Source organism: Lysinibacillus sp. FW301-JW8, from assembly GCF_058788755.1.
In genome coordinates this window covers 19,873-44,561 of record NZ_JBYTBB010000030.1, presented here as the reverse complement: position 1 = coordinate 44,561, position 24,689 = coordinate 19,873, and the positions used below count along the sequence as shown (strand labels likewise).

23 protein-coding genes and 1 other annotated feature are annotated in these 24,689 nt (G+C 37.6%); of the genes, 1 reads left to right on the top strand and 22 read right to left on the bottom strand.

Annotated elements, in window-relative coordinates; translation table 11 throughout:
• Positions 1-443: 443 nt before the first annotated feature.
• Both AC3WOM_RS13520 and AC3WOM_RS13515 read right to left on the bottom strand, forming a co-directional pair.
• On the bottom strand, positions 444-2,012 hold the full coding sequence (locus AC3WOM_RS13520; RefSeq protein ID WP_427540744.1) for a sodium/solute symporter: 1,569 nt from the start codon (positions 2,010-2,012) through the stop codon (positions 444-446).
• A 19-nt stretch (positions 2,013-2,031) separates the two neighbouring features.
• The gene (locus tag AC3WOM_RS13515) at positions 2,032-2,367 is read right to left on the bottom strand and encodes a DUF485 domain-containing protein (protein ID WP_427540747.1); all 336 of its coding nucleotides are present in this window, start codon (positions 2,365-2,367) and stop codon (positions 2,032-2,034) included.
• A 231-nt stretch (positions 2,368-2,598) separates the two neighbouring features.
• Between AC3WOM_RS13515 and AC3WOM_RS13510 the strand changes: the two genes are divergently transcribed.
• Positions 2,599-3,777, top strand: a complete 1,179-nt coding sequence (locus AC3WOM_RS13510) for an AraC family transcriptional regulator (RefSeq protein WP_427540750.1) — start codon at positions 2,599-2,601, stop codon at positions 3,775-3,777.
• Positions 3,778-4,005: 228 nt separating this feature from the next.
• Here the strand turns inward: AC3WOM_RS13510 and ileS are convergent, their stop codons facing one another.
• From ileS to AC3WOM_RS13410, 20 genes are all read right to left on the bottom strand, one after another.
• Positions 4,006-6,774 (bottom strand): isoleucine--tRNA ligase, encoded by a 2,769-nt coding sequence (gene ileS / locus AC3WOM_RS13505; RefSeq protein ID WP_492447252.1) that lies wholly within the window; start codon positions 6,772-6,774, stop codon positions 4,006-4,008.
• A gap of 185 nt (positions 6,775-6,959) precedes the next feature.
• Positions 6,960-7,180 (bottom strand) — a binding site (T-box leader).
• Positions 7,181-7,280: 100 nt separating this feature from the next.
• Positions 7,281-7,805: a DivIVA domain-containing protein gene (locus AC3WOM_RS13500; protein WP_427540756.1), complete on the bottom strand. Its 525-nt coding sequence runs from the start codon at positions 7,803-7,805 to the stop codon at positions 7,281-7,283.
• A gap of 95 nt (positions 7,806-7,900) precedes the next feature.
• Positions 7,901-8,689 (bottom strand): YlmH family RNA-binding protein, encoded by a 789-nt coding sequence (locus AC3WOM_RS13495; RefSeq protein WP_492447251.1) that lies wholly within the window; start codon positions 8,687-8,689, stop codon positions 7,901-7,903.
• A gap of 147 nt (positions 8,690-8,836) precedes the next feature.
• Complete coding sequence (locus AC3WOM_RS13490) at positions 8,837-9,118, bottom strand: YggT family protein (protein ID WP_427540762.1); 282 nt, start codon at positions 9,116-9,118, stop codon at positions 8,837-8,839.
• A gap of 20 nt (positions 9,119-9,138) precedes the next feature.
• The gene (locus AC3WOM_RS13485; RefSeq protein ID WP_427540765.1) at positions 9,139-9,639 is read right to left on the bottom strand and encodes a cell division protein SepF; all 501 of its coding nucleotides are present in this window, start codon (positions 9,637-9,639) and stop codon (positions 9,139-9,141) included.
• Positions 9,623-10,327, bottom strand: a complete 705-nt coding sequence (locus AC3WOM_RS13480) for a YggS family pyridoxal phosphate-dependent enzyme (RefSeq protein ID WP_492447250.1) — start codon at positions 10,325-10,327, stop codon at positions 9,623-9,625. The genes AC3WOM_RS13485 and AC3WOM_RS13480 overlap by 17 nt, the downstream gene beginning before the upstream one ends.
• Before the next feature lie 146 nt (positions 10,328-10,473).
• Positions 10,474-10,710, bottom strand: a complete 237-nt coding sequence (locus AC3WOM_RS13475; RefSeq protein ID WP_427540771.1) for a YlmC/YmxH family sporulation protein — start codon at positions 10,708-10,710, stop codon at positions 10,474-10,476.
• Positions 10,711-11,216: 506 nt separating this feature from the next.
• Entirely contained in the window at positions 11,217-11,990 is a 774-nt protein-coding gene (gene sigG, locus AC3WOM_RS13470; RefSeq protein WP_004227313.1) for an RNA polymerase sporulation sigma factor SigG, read from the bottom strand.
• 114 nt (positions 11,991-12,104) lie between these two features.
• Positions 12,105-12,812, bottom strand: coding sequence for an RNA polymerase sporulation sigma factor SigE (gene sigE, locus AC3WOM_RS13465; RefSeq protein WP_009373518.1), 708 nt, complete (start codon positions 12,810-12,812; stop codon positions 12,105-12,107).
• A 13-nt stretch (positions 12,813-12,825) separates the two neighbouring features.
• The gene (locus tag AC3WOM_RS13460; RefSeq protein ID WP_492447249.1) at positions 12,826-13,659 is read right to left on the bottom strand and encodes a sigma-E processing peptidase SpoIIGA; all 834 of its coding nucleotides are present in this window, start codon (positions 13,657-13,659) and stop codon (positions 12,826-12,828) included.
• Positions 13,660-13,845: 186 nt separating this feature from the next.
• Complete coding sequence (ftsZ, locus tag AC3WOM_RS13455) at positions 13,846-15,003, bottom strand: cell division protein FtsZ (RefSeq protein WP_427540776.1); 1,158 nt, start codon at positions 15,001-15,003, stop codon at positions 13,846-13,848.
• A 53-nt stretch (positions 15,004-15,056) separates the two neighbouring features.
• Positions 15,057-16,340, bottom strand: a complete 1,284-nt coding sequence (gene ftsA, locus AC3WOM_RS13450) for a cell division protein FtsA (RefSeq protein ID WP_427540779.1) — start codon at positions 16,338-16,340, stop codon at positions 15,057-15,059.
• 95 nt (positions 16,341-16,435) lie between these two features.
• Positions 16,436-16,807, bottom strand: coding sequence for a small basic family protein (locus tag AC3WOM_RS13445; RefSeq protein WP_402778091.1), 372 nt, complete (start codon positions 16,805-16,807; stop codon positions 16,436-16,438).
• A 3-nt stretch (positions 16,808-16,810) separates the two neighbouring features.
• A complete protein-coding gene (locus tag AC3WOM_RS13440; RefSeq protein WP_427540785.1) occupies positions 16,811-17,530 on the bottom strand; it encodes a DUF881 domain-containing protein in 720 nt (239 codons plus the stop codon).
• A gap of 113 nt (positions 17,531-17,643) precedes the next feature.
• Positions 17,644-18,372, bottom strand: coding sequence for a DUF881 domain-containing protein (locus AC3WOM_RS13435; RefSeq protein ID WP_427540788.1), 729 nt, complete (start codon positions 18,370-18,372; stop codon positions 17,644-17,646).
• Positions 18,350-19,183: a cell division protein FtsQ/DivIB gene (locus tag AC3WOM_RS13430; RefSeq protein WP_492447248.1), complete on the bottom strand. Its 834-nt coding sequence runs from the start codon at positions 19,181-19,183 to the stop codon at positions 18,350-18,352. Before AC3WOM_RS13430 ends, AC3WOM_RS13435 begins: the two co-directional genes overlap by 23 nt.
• Before the next feature lie 20 nt (positions 19,184-19,203).
• Entirely contained in the window at positions 19,204-20,283 is a 1,080-nt protein-coding gene (locus AC3WOM_RS13425) for an FtsW/RodA/SpoVE family cell cycle protein (RefSeq protein ID WP_427540794.1), read from the bottom strand.
• A 37-nt stretch (positions 20,284-20,320) separates the two neighbouring features.
• Positions 20,321-21,673 carry a UDP-N-acetylmuramoyl-L-alanine--D-glutamate ligase gene (murD, locus tag AC3WOM_RS13420; protein ID WP_427540797.1) on the bottom strand — a complete coding sequence of 451 codons (1,353 nt, stop codon included), beginning with the start codon at positions 21,671-21,673 and terminating at the stop codon, positions 20,321-20,323.
• Positions 21,670-22,644: a phospho-N-acetylmuramoyl-pentapeptide-transferase gene (gene mraY / locus AC3WOM_RS13415; protein ID WP_427540800.1), complete on the bottom strand. Its 975-nt coding sequence runs from the start codon at positions 22,642-22,644 to the stop codon at positions 21,670-21,672. The genes murD and mraY overlap by 4 nt, the downstream gene beginning before the upstream one ends.
• 125 nt (positions 22,645-22,769) lie before the next feature.
• On the bottom strand, positions 22,770-24,686 hold the full coding sequence (locus tag AC3WOM_RS13410) for a stage V sporulation protein D (protein WP_492447247.1): 1,917 nt from the start codon (positions 24,684-24,686) through the stop codon (positions 22,770-22,772).
• Positions 24,687-24,689 lie beyond the last annotated feature (3 nt).

Sequence of the window (24,689 nt, the reverse complement as noted above, 5' to 3'; positions counted from 1 at the left end):
AAGATAAAAAAAGCTATACCCATCACTTTATAAAGCAAATGGATATAGCTTATATCAATTATACCTCGGCATATTTGCGTCCGGAATCGGCTTTGTGCTTAGGGCTGCGTGATGCAGGTCAGTTAGCCGTTATCGCATGAATGCGATGATTTTAGGCTAACATCCTTTATTAACTCCTTTCCGATTCCGTGACATCCGCCAGGGGCTTTGGGTCAACACGATATTGGTCACTCAGGCGATTTCACAGGATGTGAAGATCTTAGCCTGAGTTCCTCTATTTCAGCTGGTGATTGGACACCCGCTGAAAAGTAGCTTAAATTCGCATTCCTCTCATCACCTATAGAGGTAGGAGACTTCTGTATCTGCCGCTGTCGCTACGCTTACGCGCATAAAACATGCCGCTATGCTTTCGATACAAAAAACATTTGCTGAAAGAAGTTAAATTAGACAGTTTCAGATTCTTTTGAATGCACACGCTTCATAAAATCATTTACATCCGCAGGTACTTTTCGATCTAATAAAGAGACTATGATTACTGAAAGGAAGCCAGCTGGTACTGTCACAATTCCAGGTATTTTAAATTGTAGGAAGCTCGGTAATGTCCCTGGTAAAAAAATCATCCACATGGAAACACCAAGTCCAATTAGTAAACCTGCAATCGCTCCTTTTTCTGTCATCCCTCTCCACCAAATACCTAAAATAAATATTGGTGTAAATGTACTCGCTGCAACGGTAAAGGCTAGAGCTACTAAATGACCAATGGATGCATCCTTTACAAGCAAGCCCAATGCGCCATAAATAATCCCTAAAAAAACAATGGAAACCTTCGCTGCGATTACTCGTTGTTTTTGCGTAATATCTTTTTTCATAACAGTCGCATATAAATCATGTGCCAATGCTCCTGAACTTGTAATGAATAGCCCCGATAAGTTAGAGAATATGGCAGCAAATGCCCCCGCTATAACAAGTCCAAGAAGCCACTTCCCACCTAATGCAAGTGCTGTCGTAGGAATAACCATATTATTTCCACCAAGCACTAAATCACGCATTACCTCTCCACTTGCTGTACCAGAGATAAAAATAGCTCGACCTACGACACCTAAAAATACAGCTAATAAGAAAAACGTACTGGCAATTCCAATCGCCATTAATGCCGATTTACGAGCTGCCTTTGCACTTGGATTTGTATAAAATCTTAGTAAAATATGCGGCAGACCAATTGTTCCTAATGCTAATCCAATTGTCATACTAATGGTTTGCCAAAATGTTGGGAAATAGAAGCCTGTCCCAGTCCAAGCTGCACCATCAAAATTAATATCTTTTCCATCTAGGGCATATGGTGAAGTTCCCGTAATTGGACCACTAAATGAATTAATCGCAGCTAAAATCTTATCGTAGTGTAATCCACTATACATTGCAGCAATCAACATGACTAAAAATGCACCAAGACGAATCCAAAGCTCTAGAGCCTGATTGATGGTTGTTCCTTTCATGCCACCTATACCAACATAGAAAATCATCACTACACATGTAAAGATAATGCCAAATTCGTATGAAGTACCAAAGAACATGCTTAAAATTTGTGCAGCACCTAGTAACTGTGGAGCGGCATAGAAACCAGAAATCGCTAAAACAACCGCTACTGCAACTAGTCGAGCTCGCTTACTATGAAAACGATAGGCTAAAAAATCGGCAACAGTAAATGCACCAAATCGTCTTAATGGACCAGCCACAAAAATAGCTAATAGTGTTAAACCTATAGAGAAGCAAAATGCATAGTATGCACCATCATACCCCAATTGGAAGGTTAGTCCGGCTATCCCAAGAAATGTTGCCGCACTTAAATAATCCCCACCAATTGCTGAACCATTTGTAAACCATCCGAAGCTACGCCCCCCAACGAAGAAATCGGATGCGGTTGTATTTTTTTTCGTTAAATACGTAATATATACAATTGTTCCCATTAAAGCAATGGTCATTATCATTTTCGGTTCCAATAGAGCTTTCATCATTCAGTATTTCCCCCCAAACCTACTTATTAGCTACTTCATATTTCTTTAGGCGTTTTTCGTACAATGTTGTATGGACATAGGCAATAATAAAAGCCATAGCCATCATAATGACAGTTGTAACAAACCATGTTACCGTCATTCCGCCCCAAATTTTCTTAAATGCGAATTCCGGAGCAAACCAGTTCATAATCGGAATACTAAAAATTAAAATGAAATAAAATACCGTTAAGCCAAAACCTGTAGTAAGCTCATCTTTCATAATTTTGTTAGTAGTTGCATCTAGTGGTGGAAGATCCTTAATATCGATTGTTCCAGCTTCCACGTACTCGTAATCATTACTTCCTACTTCCGCCATATTTCAACTCCCCCTTTTTTTCTATACGCAAATAATTATCTGAAATTTCAAATTATTATTCACTACAATTATTCTATTCTATTTTGTTTATAATATAGTTACAAAATATTGCTGTATTAGTACAAAAAAACGCTATTTTAAGTTAAAATACTTTTATCGTTATAATAGAAGGGAGTTGTTACCATTTTAAATATTGTTTGGTACATGGAAAGTTACTTAGAAAAACAACAGATGAGCAACTGGCTAGAAGAATTTCTACCGAATACCTTTATTAATTGTAATCAGCCTAATACAGAGGATGTTGCAATCTTTATCTATGATATTAACCACTTATTTGATTGGGTAAAGGTAAATCGTTTAAAAAGAAATTATCCTAATAGTTTAATTGTCCCTATTGTTGCAGAACACCTTACCTACTCAACTGGTATAGCGATTGAATTAAATTTATCTGCATTACTTATAAAACCTTTACAGAAATCAAAATTCATCAGAATTGTAAAAAAACTTTATACATCTTATAAAGAAAAACAAGCAAGCACACTTACAATGCTTGAGTTATCACAGCAAATTTCACAAGACCACACCTCACCTTTCAGAGAAGCCTTTTTAAAACGGCTTATTCGTGGAGAAATTGAAAATGAGCAGGAAATTATTCAATCTGCCTCCTTTTTATCAAAAGATTGTATCCCAAATATTGTTTTTTTAATTCAAGGCTATATCGATATACATGAAAATCGATGTATTCCTCAGGATGCAAATAGCGTTATTACCAATATGTTTCGCCAGGGCTTTGCAGATAAAGCCTCTCTTTCCTTTTTAAATTTTGAACGTTATTTACTGCTGCTGATGCGTATACCTAATGAAATTACTTCGTTTAAGCATTGGACAGAAGGAGCGGACTCTCTGTATGAGGTAATTGAGATCTTAAAAAAGGAGTATTGTATTCATCTATTTATGGGGATAGGAAGCGTCTTTCATGATCCTATGCAAGTGAAGGAATCCTACAGCCAAGCTCGAAAGGCAAGGAGAAAACCACCTGTTGACAATATACATGCAAGATTTTATGAAGACTTAACAGAACAGGAACAGCTTCAAAGGGCCATTCTTTATATAGAGGAGCATTATGATGAGCAAATTACAATCAGTGATGTTGCCAAATATATAAATTTCAGCGCCACACATTTTAGCAGATTATTCAAAAAGGAAACTGGTCGCAATTTTGTAGATTATGTAGCCTTTACCCGTATCATTAAAACATTGCCTTTTTTAAGAAAATACGACTATACTATTGAGAAAATCTCCTCCATCTGTGGCTTTAACACACCAAATTATTTCAGCCTGACATTTAAAAAATATGTAGGCATTTCTCCAACAGACTACCGCAACACAAAAGAAATTTTATTTAAATAAAAAGTGCATTCACGCCCATCTTCATGTTTCATCAACCAACATAACTAGTAGTATAAAAAGTCCACCACGATTGGTGCTTTCTATGCGTGAGACAGGCCACACCCAGTAAAGGGCGAGAATGCAATTCACTAAATAATTATACATAGGCTTTATTACATGATAGTCTCATCAAAAAACGCAAGCCCCCAATTTTGGAGACTTGCGTTTTCATCACAATTAATATTATTTCTAAACGTAATATTTTTCTACAACTTCTGCACAGCGCGCACAAACTGTTGGATGTGCTTCATTTGCACCAACTGATTCAGAAATTGACCAACAGCGCTCACATTTTTCTCCTGTTGCTTTCTCAACAACAATAGATGCGTGCTCAAGCACTAACGCATCCGCTGGTGCCTTATCAATAGATGCTACTTCAAAGGCTGAAACAATAGAAAGTTGAGCAAAATCAATGCTTGCATCATTTAATAATGCAGCAACATCCTCTTTAGCGTACACAGTTACTTTTGCTTCAAGAGATTTACCGATTGTTTTTGCATTACGGGCTTCTTCTAAAGCTTTTAGAATATCATCACGAACATCAATAATTTTCACCCATTTTGCACGCAGTTCCTCGAAGTTCCCTTGTACATCAACTTCTGGGAAATCAGTTAATTGTACAGAACCCTCTTCTACTACACCTTGAGCATGTAAGTAAGACCACATTTCATCTGTTGTATGAGGAATAATAGGTGTCATTACTTTTACTAACGTCATTAATGTATCATAAATCACCGTTTGCATTGCACGACGATCTTTGTTGTCAGTGCCCTCAATGTATACAACATCTTTTGCAATATCTAGGTAGAATGAGGATAACTCTACAGCAACAAAGTTATTAACAGCATGGTATACAGCTGCAAAATCATAGCGATCATAGGCAGTACGTACAGTTTTTAAGACATCTTGCAGACGCATATAAACGTATTGATCCATTTCACGAAGATCTGCATAGGCTACACGATCTTTAGTTGGATCGAAATCAGCTACATTACCATGTAAGAAACGGAATGTGTTTCGGATTTTACGATAAACTTCAGATACTTGTTTTAGCATATCCATTGAGATACGTACGTCGCTTGTATAATCAACAGAGGCAACCCATAATCGAAGAATATCAGCTCCGTATTGATCCATAACCTTTTGCGGAATAATGACATTTCCTAATGATTTACTCATTTTGCGTCCTTCTCCATCCAGTACGAAACCGTGTGTTAATAGTCCCTTATATGGAGCATAGCCATTAATGGCAACAGACGTAATTAAAGATGAGTTGAACCAGCCACGGTGTTGGTCAGAACCCTCTAAATATAAATCTGCTGGATATTTCATACCACGTTCTACTAGCACGCCTTGATGTGACGACCCTGAATCAAACCAAACATCCATAATGTCATTCTCTTTTGTAAATTCACCATTCGGGCTACCAGCGTGTGTAAAGCCTTCAGGTAATAGTTCTTTAGCTGTTTTTTGGAACCAGATATTTGAGCCATGCTCACGGAACAACGCAGAAACATGCGCAATTGTTTCTGGTGTAATGATTGGCTCACCATTCTCAGCATAGAAAATTGGAATCGGCACACCCCATGCACGCTGACGTGAAATTACCCAGTCACCACGGTCACGAATCATATTGTAAAGGCGCGTTTCACCCCAAGCAGGTGTAAATGCTGTTGCTTTTACAGCCTCTAGTAACTCACCACGGAATGCTTCAACAGACGCAAACCATTGTGGTGTTGCACGATAAATAACTGGTTTTTTTGTACGCCAGTCATGTGGGTATGAGTGCGTAAAGAAATTAAGCTTTTCTAGTGCGCCTACTTCTTGTAATTTTTCGGTAATTAATTTATTTGCATCGTTATAGAACACATCTTCAAAACCAGGTGCCTCCTCTGTGTAGCAGCCACTATTGTCAACAGGGCTTAAAATTGGCAGACCGTATTGCTTACTAATATAATAGTCATCTTCCCCGTGACCAGGTGCTGTATGAACACAGCCAGTACCTGCCTCAGCCGTTACATGCTCACCAACCATCACAAGAGATTCTCGGTCATAGAATGGATGCTGCGCAACAACTCGATCCAGTGCTTCACCTTTAACTTCTTGAACAACTTCATAGGATTCCCAATCAAGTTCTTTAGCAACTGTTTCTAATAATTCTTTAGCAATGATGAATTTTTTATCTGCAACTGCTGCAACTACATAAATAAATTCAGGGTTTACAGAAATCCCTAAGTTCGCTGGAATTGTCCAAGGCGTTGTTGTCCAAATGATAATTTTAGCATCGGCTGGTACTACACCTTTAGCATCTTTAATAGCAAAGCTTACATAAATAGAAGGTGATTTAATATCCTGATATTCAATTTCCGCTTCTGCAAGTGCAGATTCAGAAGAAGGAGACCAGTAAACTGGCTTTAAGCCTTTATAAATATAGCCTTTTTCCGCCATCTTCCCGAACACTTCAATTTGGCGAGCTTCAAATTCTGGTTTTAAAGTAATATATGGATTTTCCCAATCACCACGAATGCCTAAACGACGGAATTGAACTCGTTGATTGTCGATTTGTTCGTACGCATACTTTTCGCATAGTTTTCGGAAGTCCGCAACAGACATCTCTTTACGCTTTACACCTTTGTTTGTTAAAGCCTGCTCAATTGGTAAACCATGAGTATCCCAGCCTGGAATATAGTTTACATGAAAACCATTCATAGAGCGATGGCGTGTAATCATATCTTTTAACACTTTATTTAGTGCATGACCGATATGAATATCACCGTTTGCATAGGGAGGACCATCGTGTAGTACGTACTCAGGACGTCCTTCAGTACGCGCCATCTGTAATTTGTTAATGTCCATTTCATTCCATTTTTCTTGCATTTTTGGTTCATTTGCCGGTAAGTTTCCTCGCATCGGGAAATCTGTTTTAGGCATTAATAAAGTATCCTTATATTCAACCATACTTCTATTCCTCCTTTAATTTTACACACAAAGAACAAAGCTAATGCTTAAGGCATTCATATACATATGACAGCACTTGGCGAATTCAACACGTTTAAGTATTTCTTTCATCGCTTACGATTTAACGAAAGAAAAGTAGCTGTTCGTTGGAAATTAAGCAAATAAAAAAAGCCTCTCTATCCCCACTAAGGGACGAGAAGCTTATACTCGCGGTACCACCCTACTTGTAGCACAAATTTGTACTACCTCTTTAAGCACGTTAACGTTGTGCATCACGAAATAACCTACTTCCATTCAGTTATTTAGCTCTGAAGTGATGTTCATTGTTATTTGCTTGTTTGGGCTCACACTATCCCCAAATCGCTTTGCTACGCCTAACAAATACTGTCTTCGTCTCTGCCAGTATGCATATCTGTTTAAAATAATTACTATTTCATTAGTATATGAAAATCAAACAATCACGTCAAGTTTCACTTATTGCGCTCATACGTCACGCAAAATAAATGTTAAATTTGATCTGATTCCTGTGCTTCTCCCACAGATGCTTGAATTTCTGTTAAATCTATATCATATTGCAACAAATGGTCCCAGTCATCTGCATTTAATAGATCAAGCTGTGCCTCTACAAGCATTTTAAATCGATTACGAAATACCTTGGATTGCTTTTTAAGCTCATCAATTTCAATTGTTACTTTACGAGCCTTTGTTAAAGCTTCATTGAGGATACGATCAGCATTTTTCTCTGCTTCTTTCACAATAAGCTTTGCCTCTTTTTGTGAATTTCTTCGCACCTCATCGGCAGCCTCCTGTGCTACAACAATTGATTTTTGTAACGTTTCCTCTAAAGTGTTAAAATGCCTAGCTTGTTCTAAGGCCATCTCTAACTGTTTTTCAACGTCCTTTTTTTCACGTAATAAAATTTCGTAGTCTTTAATAATTTGATCTAAAAATTCATTTACTTCATCCTCAGCATAGCCCCTGAAGGATTTTGTAAACTCCTTATTATGTATATCAATAGGTGATAATGGCATACGATCCTTCTCTCCTTTACATGTACATTCGTATTTTCTATTATACAATTGTTCCGACAACTTAGCAGTAAAAATTAATGAAATTCACTTGATTTTCAACCTTTTTGGGTCAAACGACCGACTTGTAAACGGATTTTATCTTTTTTTGTACGGCCTTCTGTCATTAGAATTTTTACTCGACCACTACCCCGTATAGATAAAATATCCCCCTCTTGTAATTCAAAAGCAACTGTATCTCGCTCTGTCCAGTTGACACGCACTTTATTACCCGTTATTAAAGCCTGTGCCTTTTGACGAGAAACCTTTAAAATTGTTGCGATAATAACATCTAACCGCATTGAAGTAACCGTGTGAGACTCTTCTAGCCATTCTTCCTCATTTTGCAGAAGCGACTCTGCCTCTTTCATGGATTCTACATGAACCTTCACCTTTCCAATACCTGTTAAATGCAAGCGGACATACTCCGCTATCTCATTTGCTACAACAAACTGGACATGGTGTTCATCAACGCGGATATCACCAAACTTACTTCGATTCAACCCCAATGATAATAATGCGCCAAGTACATCTGGATGACGCAATTGTACAAATTTTATAGGATATTGAATGGTAAACACTGTAAACTGAAAATCTTCCTCCACTGGCTCATAATAAGTGGGATAAATGAGCATTCTTTGTCTTTCTGCCTCATTAAAAAGTCCAGCACTAGCCGTTTGCAATGTGTCGTATTGTCCAATAATGGATGTTACGATAAAGCGCTGACGAGGATCTAAAAAATCAGTGAGCTTTGGTGCGTAGCGGTCCTCCACTTCTCGCTGCCAATTCACCACTTGTTCAATAAAAGGCTGTTCTTCTTTTCTAAAATGTTGTATTAAATGCTCCATTTAACTACACCTCTATTATCTCTCTTTTACTAGTACAATTTCATTGGTATTTTCATGTTTGGTAACCAAAATTTAGTTATGTTAGCTACTTATCGTTTATTAGTATTCCCTAAAATAAAAAATCCCCACCATTTGTGAGGATTTCTTTTACATAAACATAAAGTATATTTTTTGAATGACAATAATAACTCCTCTTTGAACAAAATTAAGGACAAAAATTGCCACGATAGGAGAAATATCAATCATGCCAATTGGCGGAATAAATCGTCTAAAGATACCAAGATACGGTTCACATACATTTGCCAGCATGCGTCCAATAGATGAATTTTGAGCAGCAGGTACCCAAGACATTAAAATGTATGCAATTAACATCAGTGAGTAAATATCAAATGCTAATGATACAAACCTTAAAACATAATAAAAAGTCATATAAACTACAATCCTCGCTATTAATTATCGTCTAAAATAAAATTTGAAATTTCGCCGGACACTTCTACATTATCTGGTGTACATAAGAAGATATCTTTACCAATTCTTTGGATATCGCCGCCAAGTGCATAAACTGTGCCGCTTAAAAAATCAATAATTCGTACGCCTTGTTCACGTTCAATTCGTTGTAGATTGACGATTGTTGCACGTTTATTTTTTAAATGTTCAGCGATATCCTGTGCTTCAGCATAGACTCTAGGTTCTACTAATACAACCTTTGCCCCTTTAGAGTTCATGGCTGCCTGTAAGCTAACAATGTTGTTTGCAGGTGCAGCACTCTGTGGAACAATTTCGTGAATGGGTGCCTTGCGCTCTTTCATAACCTTTTTAGGCTTTACTGAATGAATCGGTTGCTGATGATGTACGGGTTGTTGTTGCTGTTGAATAGGAGCTTGCGTGATTTCTTCTTCTAATTCTTCCTCTAGATAAAAGAAGTTTTTAATTTTATTTTTCATGCTCATCCTGTTCCCCTCTTTCATTTCCAACAAGAGCCGTTCCGACTCGAACGAATGTAGCCCCTTCCTCTACCGCAATTTCAAAGTCATTAGACATGCCCATTGATAACTCGGTACAAGGCGCATGTACGAATCCCTGCTCGGCTATTTGCTGTTGACATTGTTTTAATTGCTTAAAAACAGTGCGAATCATGTCATCGTCATCTGTATTTGGTGCCATCGTCATTAAACCTACTACTTGAATTTTCGTAAAACTTGCTAAAGATTGAATAAAAGGTAGGGCTTCCTCAATCGTTAAACCATGTTTTGATTCTTCACCTGATACATTAATTTGAACAAAGCATTTTACAGGTTTGTCTGCTCTTTTTTCGATTTCTTCTGCTAAACTTAATCGATCCAATGAATGTAAATAATCAATATGGTTAATCACTTGTTTTACCTTACGTGTTTGTAAAGAACCAATATAATGCCAATTTACATCTTCTTGAATTGCTTCTATTTTTCGACTTAAGCCCTCTGGACGATTTTCTCCTAAATGAAGAAGTCCTGCATTGATTGCCTCTTGTGTTCTTCCAACTGAAACTTCTTTTGTTACTGCAATAATTTGAACTTTCTCTGTTTCCCAAATTGAACGTTTTTGGGCTGCATGTATAAGATCATTAATTCTGTTTAAATTTGTTAAGATTTTTGTCACTGTTTTTCCCAACTTTACAACAATAGTTTCCTTTATTGTAACAAGCTATGCCTGAATTATCAATGAATAGCCTGACCTAATATGAAAGGACAGTTGCATCATTCATAGTAAATGAAAATAGCTTGGCTCTAAATAGGCAACCAAATTTAAGATAATGCTTTTACTAAAATAACATCTTTCCCAACAACAAGTACATCTTTCATGTAGACCTTTCTAACAGTATCTTCACCTCGAAAAAGCCCAAGATATTTTCGCGGCTCTGCAATCATAAACGCTGTCACATAGCCTGTTTCTTTTGACACTTCTGCATCTACAACAAACCCTAAAAAACGCCCATTACCTGCTTCAATAACTTCTTTTTGTTGTAACATTGAAAAACGCATTATATCCCTCCTGTAACAATTACTTTATGACATCCACTATTATCTCCATCAAAGTATGCTGTCACTTTATATTTATGTTATGTATTGTTAGATAGCTGAATGAAGATCAATTTCGCCTTGGCGTAATTGTAGCTGCCGCTTTGCTTTCGCTACAGAAAACATTTGTTGCTGTCGCTTCGCTTTCGCACAGATAAACAATACGTCCGGATTTTGGATTGTGCCTAGGCCTGCACGAGGGCCGATACGATGTCGGTCATTTCGGTAATGCCACAGGACGTGGCGTTTTTACCGATGCAGGTCAGTTAGCCGTTTTCGCAGGATGCGAAGAATTTAGGCTAACATCCTTTATTCATTCCTTTGAAAATCCGTGACATCCGCCGGGAGCTTTAGGCCAACCCATCTGTAGAGATGGGAGTCTTCTGTATCTGCCGCTATACTTTCGATACAAAAAACATTTGCTGAATGAAGATAAAATGCGCACCGAAAGCTCTGGTGCGCATTGTCTACTACTTATAATCTTTCTGCATTGTTTCAATCGCATTTTTTTCTAGACGTGAAATTTGCGCTTGAGAGATTCCCAATTCTTTTGCAATTTCTGTTTGTGTCTCACCGTAATAAAAGCGCTTGGCAACAATCATTTGTTGTCGTTCATCTAACTTTTGCAAACTTTCCTTCACCGACACGTAGGCAACCCATTGATCTTCAGATACATCATCATCACGTAATTGATCCATCATATAAACAGCGTCTCCACCGTCTGAATAAATAGGCTCTTGTAAAGAAACAGGATCTTGAATGGCATCTAAAGCGAATAAAACATCTTCCTTTTTCATGTCAATCATTTCTGCAATTTCTTCAATCGTTGGTTCTCGTAAATTGTCAGTTATCCATTGCTCTTTTGCCTGCATTGCTTTATACGCAATATCTCTTAAAGAACGAGAAACGCGTAACGCATGATGATCACGCAGATGGCGACGAATTTCTCCAATAATCATTGGTACAGCATATGTTGAAAATCGCACATTATGCTTTAAATCAAAATGATCGATGGCTTTCATGAGGCCGATGCAGCCTACCTGAAATAAATCATCTGCCTGTTCACCCCTATAGGCAAATCTACCGACAATACTGAGCACTAACCTTAAATTGCACATCACAAGCTCTTCTCTAATCTCGGTTTCTCCTGCTTGTAATCGGATGAAGAGTTCCTTCATTTCCTCGTGCTTTAAAATTGGCAAAGTCGATGTATCTAAGCCGCAAAGATCTACTTTAGTTCGCATATTCGATTCCTCCGGATGTTATTCTCTGACTAAACCGTGACATCAGTTTGTCCGAGAGAAACGAGAATATGCACAAAAGCTATGACCAATTTTAGGTAGGTTAATTTTCCCTCTCTAAGATATTGGCTGGTTTAAATTTTCACGTAAATCTTGAATGATTTTCTTCTCTAATCGGGAAATATAAGATTGTGAAATCCCTAAATGATCCGCAACTTCTTTTTGTGTCATTTCAACTTTACCATTGAGGCCAAAACGACATTCCATAATGTATCTTTCACGCGCACCTAGTAAATTAATAGCATGAAACATATGCTGACGCTCAATTTTCTTTTCTACATTGTCTAAAATAATATGCTCTTCTGTGCCTAAAATATCAGACAATAGTAATTCATTGCCATCAGCATCAGAATTAAGTGGTTCGTCTAGCGAAACTTCACCTTTCATGCGACTTGTTTTCCGTAAATGCATGAGAATTTCATTTTCAATACAACGGGAAGCATACGTTGCAAGTTTAATATTTTTATCCGTATTGAACGTTTCAATTGCCTTAATTAAACCGATCGAGCCAATACTAATTAAATCCTCAATCGGCGTACCCGTATTATCAAAACGTCTAGCAATGTAAACAACAAGACGTAAATTACGTTCAATTAGTGTGTCTCTAGCTCGTAAATCACCATTCATAAAGGATGCAATGACTGTAACTTCTTCTTCTCGACTTAATGGCACTGGCAATGAATCATTTCCCCCTATATAGTACGTTTCACGACTCCGAAACTTACTCCATAATTTTTTCAAGCTAGCAAGTAGCCTAAGAAGCAATAGTTCTCCCCCTCTATGAGTTATTTGAAAGCGCTGAAAAATGTAAAATTGCTGCTGTGCTATGTGGAAAATTTTTAGCCTTCTTTGTTAAAACGATATATTCATTTGTTTTCACTTGTGGGGGCTCCCCCTTTATTTGCCACTCATTAAAGCGAAAACCTAGCACAACTGATTGCTGTTGTACTGTATTGACATGAATAAACCGAATTAAACGCTGATAATCTTCTGAAAACATGGATACATTATACGGATCCGTTTCTTGCCATTCTAATAATGATTTGCAAAATGCTGCAGGTAAATGTGGTTTTAACGCTGTATAAGAGACAAAGTGAACTGGCTTTCCTGATAGAGGTTCAATTGCTTGATTCCCTGTGTCTACAAAAGCAGAGAGCGGTATTGTTACATCAAAAATTGTTAATGTTGTATCAAAAACAAACTGACCACTTAAACGCTCAAGCTTTACAAATCCCCATTGCTTATAAAAAACAACTAGATTACCAATAGCCAACAGCAGGCAAATAATAATAAAATGGACGACAGAAAGATTTTTTAAATAAGGTTGTAATGCTGTAAGTAACCCTCCAATAATAATTGTTGCTGTTAAAACAATTGGCCCTTGTTTTTGAAAACTTCGAAGCTTAAAGCGAAAAGCTATGCCAATTAATAGAATAAAGCTCAGTAATGTTGTCCACAGCAATTGACCACCTATAACAGCTACAAAACTACTACAAACCGAACTCATTAATAATCTTGTATTCTTTACAAAAACCCCTGTTACTTTTGCCGTAAACGTGAGTATCGCTAGATTAAATAGCGTATTAATGAGCACCAGCCATTCTCCATACATAACAGCCGCCTCCTACTTACAAAGTTAGCATGTTATGCTCACAAATATTGTCAAACAATCGCATCATTTCCTTAAAATATTTTGACAAAATACATGTTTTCCTTACACATTTGAACAACTTTACAGACAAATATAAAAAGCTCGTATTCTACAAATGTAAAATACGAGCTTTTTAGAAGTGAGATATTATCCGCGGTTTTTACGATTACGTAGAAACGCTGGTACCTCAAGCATATCATCCTGACCATATTGTTGTTGATTTTGACGAGGCTGCTCTTGTTGAACATGCATTTCTTGACGTTGTTCACGAATAGGTGCTTGCTGTTGTTGTACAGCTTGTCTATTTGTATTTAACGAAGGTCTTGGAGTATTGCGTTGTTGTTGTAATACTTCTTCTGAGAAGCCAGTCGCAATCACGGTTACAATAATTTCATCTTTTAGATTTTCATTAATAACAGAACCGAAAATCATATTTACCTCTTCATCTGATGCTGAAGCTACAATATCTGCCGCTTCTTGGACTTCGAATAAGCTTAAGTTGGAGCCTCCAGTAATATTCATAAGGACACCTTTAGCGCCATCAATTGAAGATTCAAGTAAAGGACTTGAAATGGCTTTCTTTGCTGCTTCTGCAGCACGGTTTTCACCTGTTGCAATACCAATCCCCATTAATGCAGAACCTTTGTTAGACATAATTGTTTTTACATCTGCAAAGTCTAAGTTAATAAGACCTGGTGTAGCAATTAAATCTGAAATACCTTGTACACCTTGTCGTAAAACATTATCAGCTTCACGGAATGCCTCTAACATCGGCGTAGATTTATCGACAATTTGTAGTAGTTTGTCGTTCGGAATAACGATTAAAGTATCAACAGATTCCTTCATGCCGCCAATACCACCGATAGCCTGAGTTTGTCGCTTACGACCTTCAAACGTAAATGGTCGCGTAACAACACCAACTGTAAGAGCACCTAAATCGCGAGCGATCTGTGCAATGACTGGCGCTGCACCAGTACCAGTTCCTCCACCCATTCCAGCTGTAACAAATACCATATCCGCTCCACGTAGAACCTCTTCTAATTGTTCACGGCTCTCTTCGGCAGCTTTTTTTCCTACCTCTGGATTTGCTCCTGCGCCTAAACCACGAGTAAGTTTTGCTCCAATTTGAAGCTTCACTTCTGCTTTTGATAAATTTAGTGCCTGTGCATCTGTGTTTACTGCGATAAAGTCTACTCCTTGCACACCATGCTCTATCATTCGATTGACAGCGTTGTTACCGCCGCCACCAACACCAATAACTTTAATTACTGCAAGTTGATCAACACTTGTATCAAATTCTAACATTTTTTTTTCCTCCCACGGTAACTCGACTCTGTATCATTCATTACGCATTCTAGTTAATCAAAAAACTTATCAAATAATTTTTTTGCTCTACCGATTACGCTTCCTTTTGATTCGGAAGTTGAAGCATATTCTTGCTTCTTAGGTGTGGCTGTTGGAGACCCTACAACCGCATATTCAATAGGTTGCGTATTCGTACCTTTTCCGTAAAAATCATCTTCTAAATAGGCGTAACGAATAAGTCCGACTGCCGTCGTAAATGAAGGCTCCCTAACGCCAATATAATCGGGTGTATATATTCTAACACGAGTTTGCAGAATTTGACGTGCCAGTTGAGCAATACCTTCAAGCTTTGCAACACCACCCGTTAAAACAACACCGCCAGGTAAATCACGGACACCTAGACGTGCTAACTCGTCAATCACTAACTCCAAAAGTTCTTCCAAGCGTGCACCAATTATTTCTGATATATAGCGCTGACTATATTGATCAGTTGAATCTGTTCCAACAATTGGTACTTCGAAGATTTCATCATCTGATGCATCATCATAAAAGGCATGTCCAAATTGATGTTTAATTTGCTCAGCTTGTTCTGTTGGTGTTTTTAAAACGATTGAAATATCTTTCGTAATATGATCACCACCAACTGGTATTACACCCGTATGTGTTAACAGCCCCTCTTCAAACACTGTAATAGTAGTTGAGCCTCCCCCCAGGTCAATAAAGGCTGTCCCTTGGTTTTTCTCATCCTCTGTTAGTGCAAAATTGCCTGCTGCTAGCGGTTGCAAATATATTTCTCGTATACTTAATCCTGCACGCTCTACACAACGTAAAACATTGTGTAAAAGTGTTTTGGAAGTTGTAATCATCGTTGCATCCATTTCTAGACGAATTCCAATCATACCGCGTGGATCTTTAATCTCATCTAAGTTATCCACAATAAATTGTCTTGGAATAATGTTCACCAATTCACGTTCAGGAGGTATTGACATGACTTGTGCAGATTCCACCACTCTGTCTAAATCATCGTCTGTAATTTCTCTATTTTCACTATTTACAGCGACAACACCTTTAACTAGCTGTAACATCGTCTGGTTAGCTGGAACACCCAGAACAACTTCATTGATTTGATAGCCAGTCATTCGTTCTGCTTGTTCGATTGCTTTTCGAATTGATTGAACTGTTGCATCAATATCAACAATCGCACCTTTTCGAACGCCATTCGATTTTACATTTCCGACGCCAATTACATGTAATTGTCCGTCACTCATTTCACCTATTAATACCTTGATAGAGGACGATCCTATATCAAGGGAAATATATAAATCTTGCTGATTCAATTCGCTGCACCTCCTTGAAAAATGCTCTTATTTTCATTCTATTGTAAATTTGGCGTAATGTCTAAGCAAATCGAGTAATTTGCTCAATTTTTCTCTCATTCTATGGAAGTTTTCTTCTTTTTGTGACGTTTTTCATCTAGCCTAGTTAGTAAAATACGCCTAATAATTGCTATATTTTGGAACAAACGTACTCCAAAAGCGAAAATGGCAGCTAAATACAAATCTATTCCTAAATACACTCCTAAAAAGGCTAAACCTGCTGCAAGGATTATATTAAAAAAGAAGCCTGACACAAAAACTTTATCATCGTATACTTGTTGCAATTGAGCACGAATTCCGCCAAATAAAGTATCTAAAGCTGCTAAAACTGCTATTGACAGATAATTTTCATAGATAGAGGGAATTTGTATATTCGTTAACAAGCCTAGGGCAAGTCCAAATATCAAACCTAAAAATGGTAGCCACATATTTTATTCTCCTTTTTTCACCTCTGTTAAATAATCATTTGTCAATGGCTGATCAAATGCTGGGATTGTTAATTGTTCAGTCGGCTCTTCAATTATTAGATTAAAATTATCTAAATAAAAGGAATCAATAAATGTTGAAGCTTGTAACGAATTGTACATTTTTTGAGCTTCCTTAAAAGAGCTTGTCCCAACATAAATTTCAAAAGGAGGCGATGACAGTGCTACACTATTCACAGTCGTTTTTCCATTTATGTCTCGAATTGCTGTTGTATGTACAACGCGATTTCCATCTATCGAAACACTAGCCGCATTGTTTTTAAACAAAGCATTCAATAGTTGAGTCAGCAAATCAGGTGAAATTTCTTGAATGTCAAATCCCATTTCCACTAATTCTTGTGCTGGCTCTACACGTATGACAACTCCTGGACCTGTAACTTCAGTTAAGCCCGCTTGAAGCTTTAAACGTTTCAATGTCTCATTTAAAGCTGCCTGTAAACTTGCTTTTTCAGATTGCTCATAGCGACCCACTACTTCATTGAGTGAGCGAATTTCTGCTAATAATGTGGAATGTCTTTGTTTTTCTTCTGCTAATTCCTCTCTTATGGCCCAAATATCTCGTGTATCTCGCTCAGCTGGTTGTTGTATAGTATTGTACTGTACCGCTATCATCAAACCGATAATAAATAGCACGATCGTTATTCGGGTGTACATATTTTTTTTCAAAATAGCCCCTCCTAGACGTATCGTAACCCCCATAAATAACGCCTTAGATTTTGAATAATGCAAATGCATGTAAAATCTGCAACTACTCTGGAGGCTAATGTTGAAAATTAAATTTAACTCTCAACTTTTACTTTTGGCATACTTAGTTTTTGATTTTCTTCTAATGACACAACAATATTGTCATTTAATAACTGATCCACTACACCACCATTTAAATTTAATGAGGACGCCAATGTTGGAGAATCACCTATAGCCTCAACAATAAATGGTGCAGGATGCTGCTTACCGTCAATCGTAATCACAGGTCCATTACAACGTATATAGGAATTCGCTAGAACCCGTTGACCATTGATGGCAATAGCCTGTGCACCAGAAATTTTTAGCTCATTAAGCAATTTAAACACATGGCTTTCATGAACGATATAATCATTAGGATTTGCAGATTTAGGATCATAACCTCCATCTTGCAGCGTTATACGAATTCCTTTTCCTTCTGCTTGTAAATCGCCTAATAATAATCGTAAATCCTCTGCTTCTTCAACAAGCTTTTTGTTAGCCTTTTCATCAGCAACAAATGATTTCTCATACTTGCGAATTTTTTCTTGCAGCGCATTTGCTTCTTCTGCTAATACTTTATTCCGTTCTTGCTGGGCTATTAAATCCTCACGGTATGATTCCTCTTGCTCAAAAAGCTCTGAATCAATTGAACCTGCATTTCGGCTATCTTTTGCCTGATTGTATGAATAGCCAATAATGAATCCCATTGTTATACAAACAATAAGCAATTCAAATTGCTTCCTTGACAAAAAACTTCCTTTGCTATTCATTCGTTTGTTGCTCATCATTATTCACTTCCTGGTTGGCCGTTTCTTCATCTTCTTTTCCATTTACATCAATGCTTATTTTGTTGTATTCATCATTGTAAGGACGATAATATGAGCCTACCTCTAAATCAATAACCCCCTTTTCTAAATTACTAATTTGTGCCACAATTGAGGGGTAATAATTTAACTTATCAGCTAAAGTTTGAATAACAGCACGTACTTCATATCCATCATTCATATAAAGTCTGACTGCATTAGGATTTGTCTCATTACTGTTTGTATTGACTTGAGAAATTAAGGCTAATACTTCTGGCTTTAACTGTGCTAATTGCTCAACAAGCTTGTTGATTGTTTTTTCACCAGTTATACCAATAAAAACAGGAGCATCAATTGGCACTTCATCACCAGCTTGTTCAAATCGTTTGCCATTTTCGAGTAAAGGATAATAGGTGCCATCACCAGCTAAGTATGCAACTTTTTTCCATTCTTTAATTTCTATTGTTACATCACGCAGCAAGTTACGTTTAACATGCGCTTCTTTTACCCATTTATCCTTGAGTATTAACTCCTCAATATCATTTACCTTAAAACCCCACATCGACTTTCCAGTAGCCAGAGTACTGGCCTGTAAATAATAATGTTCATCAGCTAAGCGAGCACCGTTGACTGTAATTTTGTTGATTTTACTGTAAGGTGATTGAAAATAAAGGAGTACTGCTAACACGATAAAGAAAAGTAATATTAGCACTATAAATTTCCGATTTGTACGCTTTTTTCGTCGCTTTTTTAGCGTAGGTATGCGATCTTCTATATCAATTACTTTCTCCAAAAAGTACTCCTCCTTTATATTTATTTCGCTAATTGATAAATAATACCTATTATTAACCACATTGTTACTAAAGATGTTCCGCCATAACTAATAAAAGGCAGTGTGACCCCCGTTACAGGTACTAAACCAATCACTACAGATATATTTAGAAATGCTTGCACGGTCAGCATTGTAACAAGTCCTATAATCGCGTAATAGGATGCTCTCGATTTAGCTTGTACTGCAAATTTATAACCAGCATAAATCGCTAGTACAAATAATGCTAAAATAAATAGACCCCCAAGCAATCCAACCTCTTCTAAAATAATCGCATAAATAAAGTCATTTTGAGGCTCGGGTAAATATAAGAACTTCTGTCTACTTTGTCCAAAACCATGACCAAAAATGCCGGCAGGTCCAATTGCCATTAATGATTGTACAGCTTGAAATCCACTTACCAAAGGGTCCGCCCATGGATCAAGAAATGCTTGAATGCGTTTTAATCGATATGGTGCTGTTACAATCAACCCTGCTAACCCTGCAACTCCTGCTATCATAAACATTCCATAAAGTTTTAATGGATATCCTGCTACAAAAAACAATAAAAAGACTGAGACCACTAATATAAATACCGAGCCAAAATCAGGCTGCAGCATAATAAGAACCACTGGTAATACTAAAATGAATCCGTGTCGCCAGTTAATAATCGGTGTACCTGTTTTATGCTGCGCTAATATATGACTCAAGTACACTATGACTGTAATTTTCGTTAGCTCTGCTGGCTGAATGGTTAATGGACCTACACCTATCCAGCTTTGCGAGCCATTTCGTACTAGTCCAATGCCTGGAATAAGTACAAGAACCAGCAAAATTAACGAAAAAATATAGGCCATTTTCCAAAAGGATTGCTCTCTCAAAATATTTAATCGAATGGTGATTAAAAATACGACAATGGCAACAGCAAAATACATACTTTGCTTCATATAAAACGGCATTTTTCCACTATAATGAACGGCACTCCAATAGGTACCTGCAGAATAGACGAAAATAATGCCGATTATTGATAGCATCAATGTTGTGACGAGCAATAAATAGCTTTCTTTTCCTCTCAGTAATGCCATCCTTCCAAGTCAAGTATATTCTAAAATAGTTACAGACTTATGACAGCTTCATTACAGCTTCAATAAAAACATCTCCTCGAATTTCGAAACTGTCATATTGATCCCAGCTTGCACATGCAGGAGACAATAGAATAACATCCCCCTCAGCTGACATCGGTGCCGCATAATGTACAGCATCCTCAACATTTTGTGCAATAATTGTTTGCTGAACACCACATGACTTTGCAAATTCTACAAAGCGTAAGCCTGTTTCTCCAAACGCCACTACACCTTTGACATGCCCCATACATGGACGTAATTCCTCAAACGAATGACCTCGATCTAAGCCCCCTGCTAGAAGAATAACTGGTGCCTGAAATGCATCTAAGGCACTTTTTGTAGCTAAGCAGTTTGTTGCTTTGGAATCATTGTAAATTTTTCTTCCATTCCATTCGCGTACAAACTGTGTACGGTGACGAACACCACCAAATGTCGCAAGAATTTCCTCCATCTTAGCTTTATCACAACCAACTAAAATACATGCTGCTACTGCTGCTAAAATATTTTCTAAGTTATGTTTACCTGGTAAAGCAATGATAGCCCGTTCCATATAGGGTTCCCCTTGCCAGTAAATCATTGTGTCGTCTGCACTAATTCCTTCAGCTGTATGTCCATTTGAACTAAACGGAATCTTATTTCCTTTAGATTTTGCGGCATAACCAACAACAATTGGCTGATCTGCATTATAAATAAAATAATCATTCTCATCTTGATTACGAGTAACACCGAATTTTGACTCTGCGTAATTGTCAAATGTTCCATGATAATCAAGATGCGCATCATAAAGATTTGTTAGAATAGCAATTTTAGGCTGGAAAGTTTTTGTGCCCATCAATTGGAACGAGGATAATTCCGTTACAATGATATTATCTTTCTGTGCTTCCCTTGCAACACCGCATGCCACTGTTCCAATATTTCCAGCAATCAGTGGCTTTTTACCACCATTATTCAACATGTCAAAAATTAAAGTTGTCGTTGTTGTTTTACCATTTGAACCAGTGATACCAATAAACGGTGCTTCACTGATCAAATAGGCCAGTTCAATTTCCGTCCAAACAGGTATTTCTCGGCTAATAGCATCCGCTACAATTTTATTGCTGTAAGGAATACCTGGATTTTTTACAACTAATTCAAAGCCTTCATCTAGTAAATCCTCTGGATGACGACCACAAATAACTGTTACTCCTTTTTGCAATAGGCCTTGTGCATCTGGACTTTCATCAAATGGCTTTGAATCATTGACTGTCACAAAGGCGCCTAGTTCATGTAAAATTTCGGCTGCTGCCACACCGCTTTTGGCTAGGCCTAAAACAAGTACCTTTTTATGTTGTAGATCTGTATAGTTTTTCATAAGAACGCCTCCGATAAGACTGCAATCAATGCTACTGCTAAAGCGGTTGACCAAAAGACAAGGACAACTTTCCACTCTGACCATCCTGATAATTCAAAATGATGGTGGATAGGACTCATTTTAAAAATACGTTTTTTACGAAGCTTAAAACTACCAACCTGTAAAATAACGGATAATGTTTCAATTACAAACACTAATCCCACTAATAACAATAAGAATTCTTCTTTTATTAATACAGACACCATAGCTAAAGCTCCGCCTAAAGCTAATGACCCTGTATCACCCATAAATACCTTTGCAGGATTTGCATTAAACAGCAGAAACCCTAATAATGCCCCAGTTACAGCAAATGCAAATAAAGCAATATCAGCTTGATCTTGGAAAAGCGCAATTACACCAAAAGCTGCAAAGGCAATAGATGCTGTGCCTGCCACTAGTCCATCTAGTCCATCTGTTAAATTTACTGCATTCGAGAAGCCAACCAACCAAAAAATTAGAAAAGCTACATAGAAAACCCCTAAATCAAATGTCAAGTCTGTAAATGGTATAGCAAGCGTTGTATCGAATGATCCTACGTGCAGTAAGAAATAAGCCAGAACGGCAATGACGATTTGACCAATTAGCTTTTGCAGGGATGTTAAACCAAGGTTACGTTTAAAAATAACCTTTAAGCCATCATCTAGAAATCCGATTAAGCCAAACCCAGCTAATACTAACAACAGTACGACGGTTTGTGTGGTAAATAAATCTAAAAAGCTTCCTACACCAGCAGTAGTGAGGATTATGGCAATTAGAAAAATAATGCCCCCCATTGTTGGAGTACCCGCTTTTTTCATATGTGATTTTGGTCCTTCTTCACGAATACTTTGACCGAATTTAAGTCGACGAAGAAGAGGAATACTGATTGGTGCCAAAATAACTGTTACTATAAAGGCAAGAGCTAAAATGGTAAGAGTTGTTGCGAGTTTCATTGAAAAATCTCCTTTAAATCTTGTTTCACTTTCTTCTTCAAGAAAAAAGCATAAACCTTCATTTATTTATTACTACCCTTCATAATAATAGTGGTTCTTTCCCATTTTTTAAAGGTAAAGTTATATTAGTTCTCCAAATATAAATGAATTGTGCCATCTTGTTTGATAACACTATCCACTTCAGGCAGTTGATTACCAATTTTAGTTCCTTCACCATGCCATTCAATACGAAATGGATAATGTTGCTTTGCAATATCATCCTTCGTTTGACCAATAAAGCTAGGTACTTTCACAGTGATTGGATCACCCCAACGATAATCCTTTTCAAGCTGTTCCTTCGATTTTTCAATGCCAACAAAAGGTGAAGCATCTTCAATAATTTGACCGACAATTGGAGCTGCTACAACACCACCAAATTGAGTTGTTTTCTTCGGGTTATCCACCGCTACATAAACGACAATCTGTGGATTATCCGCTGGTGCAAAGCCAATAAAAGATACGATATATTCTCCGCTTTTATAACGCCCATTCTCTACTTTTTGTGCTGTTCCCGTTTTTCCCCCAATACGTAAGCCATCTCGGTAGGCCTGTCGTCCAGAGCCCTTTGCTACAACTGATTCTAATGCACCTCGAACCTTTGCAGATGTCTCCTCACGAATAACCTGTTTTTTAACTTCTGGTTCAGTCTCTTTTATGACTTCGCCAGTATTCGGATTGAAAATTTTCTTCACAACATATGGCGTATAAAGCTTGCCCCCATTTATAGCTGCAGCAACTGCCTGCACTTGTTGAATAGGAGTAACAGCCACCCCTTGACCGAAAGAAGTTGTTGCCTGCTCCACAGGTCCAAAGGCTTCTTTAGAAAATAATATTCCCGAAGCTTCACCTGCAATGTTAGACCCTGTCTTTTGACCAAAACCAAAGTCTTTAATATATTGTAATAATCTTTCATTGCCAAGTCGTTGTCCTAATTCAATAAACCCCGGGTTACATGAATTCTCTACAACTTCAAGGAATGTTTCATGACCATGCCCACCACGATTCCAGCAACGTAATCTTGCACCTGCAACCATCGTATAGCCTGGGTCATAAAACGTATCATGTTCTAAATCCACTAAATTCTCTTCTAGAGCTGCACTCAAGGTAATAATTTTGAATGTTGAGCCAGGCTCGTAGGTCATCCATACGGGTAAATTCCGATTATAGATAGCAGGTTCAACAATTTGATATTTTGCTGGATGAAAAGTAGGGTAGGAGGCTAATGCTAAAATCTCGCCATTGTTTGGATTCATTGCAATAGCTAACGCTTGGTCAGCCTCATAACGCTCCATAGCCTGGGACAGTTCACGCTCTACCACCTGCTGCACATCTACATCAATTGTAAGCTCTACCGTTGCACCATCTTCTCCAGCTTTCCAAGCACTTGCAACATTCGGTAAATTATTCCCTTTCGCGTCTGTAAAAAGGCGAATGGCTGAGGAGTTAGCCTGAAGTAGTTTATTATATTCATATTCAATACCAGCTAACCCTTGGGCATCATAGCCTGTGAAACCTAAAAATCGCGAGAGCATTGTGCCATATGGGTAATCCCTTGCATAATCAACCCCGCTATATAAGCCCTCGATTTGCATTCCTTGTAATTGCACCGCTTTTTCATAAGAAATATTTTTTCCTTCCGGTGCTAATTTCACTAAATATTCTCTTTTCTTCATTTTCTCCAACAGCTTTTGTTCATCAACTTCCAGTACCTGTGCTATCTTTGCTGCTGCCCCTTCAATATCTTTGCTTTGAGAAGGCATGAAATAAAGAGTGGGTGCAAGCTTATTTGTGACAATACTTTGCCCATCACGATCTGTTATATGACCACGTTCATTTGCAAAGGGAATTTCTCGGTCCCAATTCTCTTCGGCCTTCTTTGTTAGCTCCTTTTGATCTAGTACCTGTAAGAAGAACAATCTAATGACAATGGCTACTGCAACACACATAAATAACACATATAAAATACGTAAACGTTTTTTAGAATGGATAGAAATCCACTTCATTCG

Bases quoted from the DNA above. Each gene is read 5' to 3' on its own strand.
- AC3WOM_RS13520 (WP_427540744.1), bottom strand. From the start codon at position 2,012: ATGATGAAAGCTCTATTGGAACCGAAAATGATAATGACCATTGCTTTA.
- AC3WOM_RS13515 (WP_427540747.1), bottom strand. From the start codon at position 2,367: ATGGCGGAAGTAGGAAGTAATGATTACGAGTACGTGGAAGCTGGAACA.
- AC3WOM_RS13510 (WP_427540750.1), top strand. From the start codon at position 2,599: ATGAGCAACTGGCTAGAAGAATTTCTACCGAATACCTTTATTAATTGT.
- ileS (WP_492447252.1), bottom strand. From the start codon at position 6,774: ATGGTTGAATATAAGGATACTTTATTAATGCCTAAAACAGATTTCCCG.
- AC3WOM_RS13500 (WP_427540756.1), bottom strand. From the start codon at position 7,805: ATGCCATTATCACCTATTGATATACATAATAAGGAGTTTACAAAATCC.
- AC3WOM_RS13495 (WP_492447251.1), bottom strand. From the start codon at position 8,689: ATGGAGCATTTAATACAACATTTTAGAAAAGAAGAACAGCCTTTTATT.
- AC3WOM_RS13490 (WP_427540762.1), bottom strand. From the start codon at position 9,118: ATGACTTTTTATTATGTTTTAAGGTTTGTATCATTAGCATTTGATATT.
- AC3WOM_RS13485 (WP_427540765.1), bottom strand. From the start codon at position 9,639: ATGAGCATGAAAAATAAAATTAAAAACTTCTTTTATCTAGAGGAAGAA.
- AC3WOM_RS13475 (WP_427540771.1), bottom strand. From the start codon at position 10,710: ATGCGTTTTTCAATGTTACAACAAAAAGAAGTTATTGAAGCAGGTAAT.
- sigG (WP_004227313.1), bottom strand. From the start codon at position 11,990: ATGCGAACTAAAGTAGATCTTTGCGGCTTAGATACATCGACTTTGCCA.
- AC3WOM_RS13460 (WP_492447249.1), bottom strand. From the start codon at position 13,659: ATGTATGGAGAATGGCTGGTGCTCATTAATACGCTATTTAATCTAGCG.
- ftsZ (WP_427540776.1), bottom strand. From the start codon at position 15,003: ATGTTAGAATTTGATACAAGTGTTGATCAACTTGCAGTAATTAAAGTT.
- AC3WOM_RS13445 (WP_402778091.1), bottom strand. From the start codon at position 16,807: ATGTGGCTACCATTTTTAGGTTTGATATTTGGACTTGCCCTAGGCTTG.
- AC3WOM_RS13435 (WP_427540788.1), bottom strand. From the start codon at position 18,372: ATGAGCAACAAACGAATGAATAGCAAAGGAAGTTTTTTGTCAAGGAAG.
- AC3WOM_RS13425 (WP_427540794.1), bottom strand. From the start codon at position 20,283: ATGGCATTACTGAGAGGAAAAGAAAGCTATTTATTGCTCGTCACAACA.
- murD (WP_427540797.1), bottom strand. From the start codon at position 21,673: ATGAAAAACTATACAGATCTACAACATAAAAAGGTACTTGTTTTAGGC.
- mraY (WP_427540800.1), bottom strand. From the start codon at position 22,644: ATGAAACTCGCAACAACTCTTACCATTTTAGCTCTTGCCTTTATAGTA.
- AC3WOM_RS13410 (WP_492447247.1), bottom strand. From the start codon at position 24,686: ATGAAGTGGATTTCTATCCATTCTAAAAAACGTTTACGTATTTTATAT.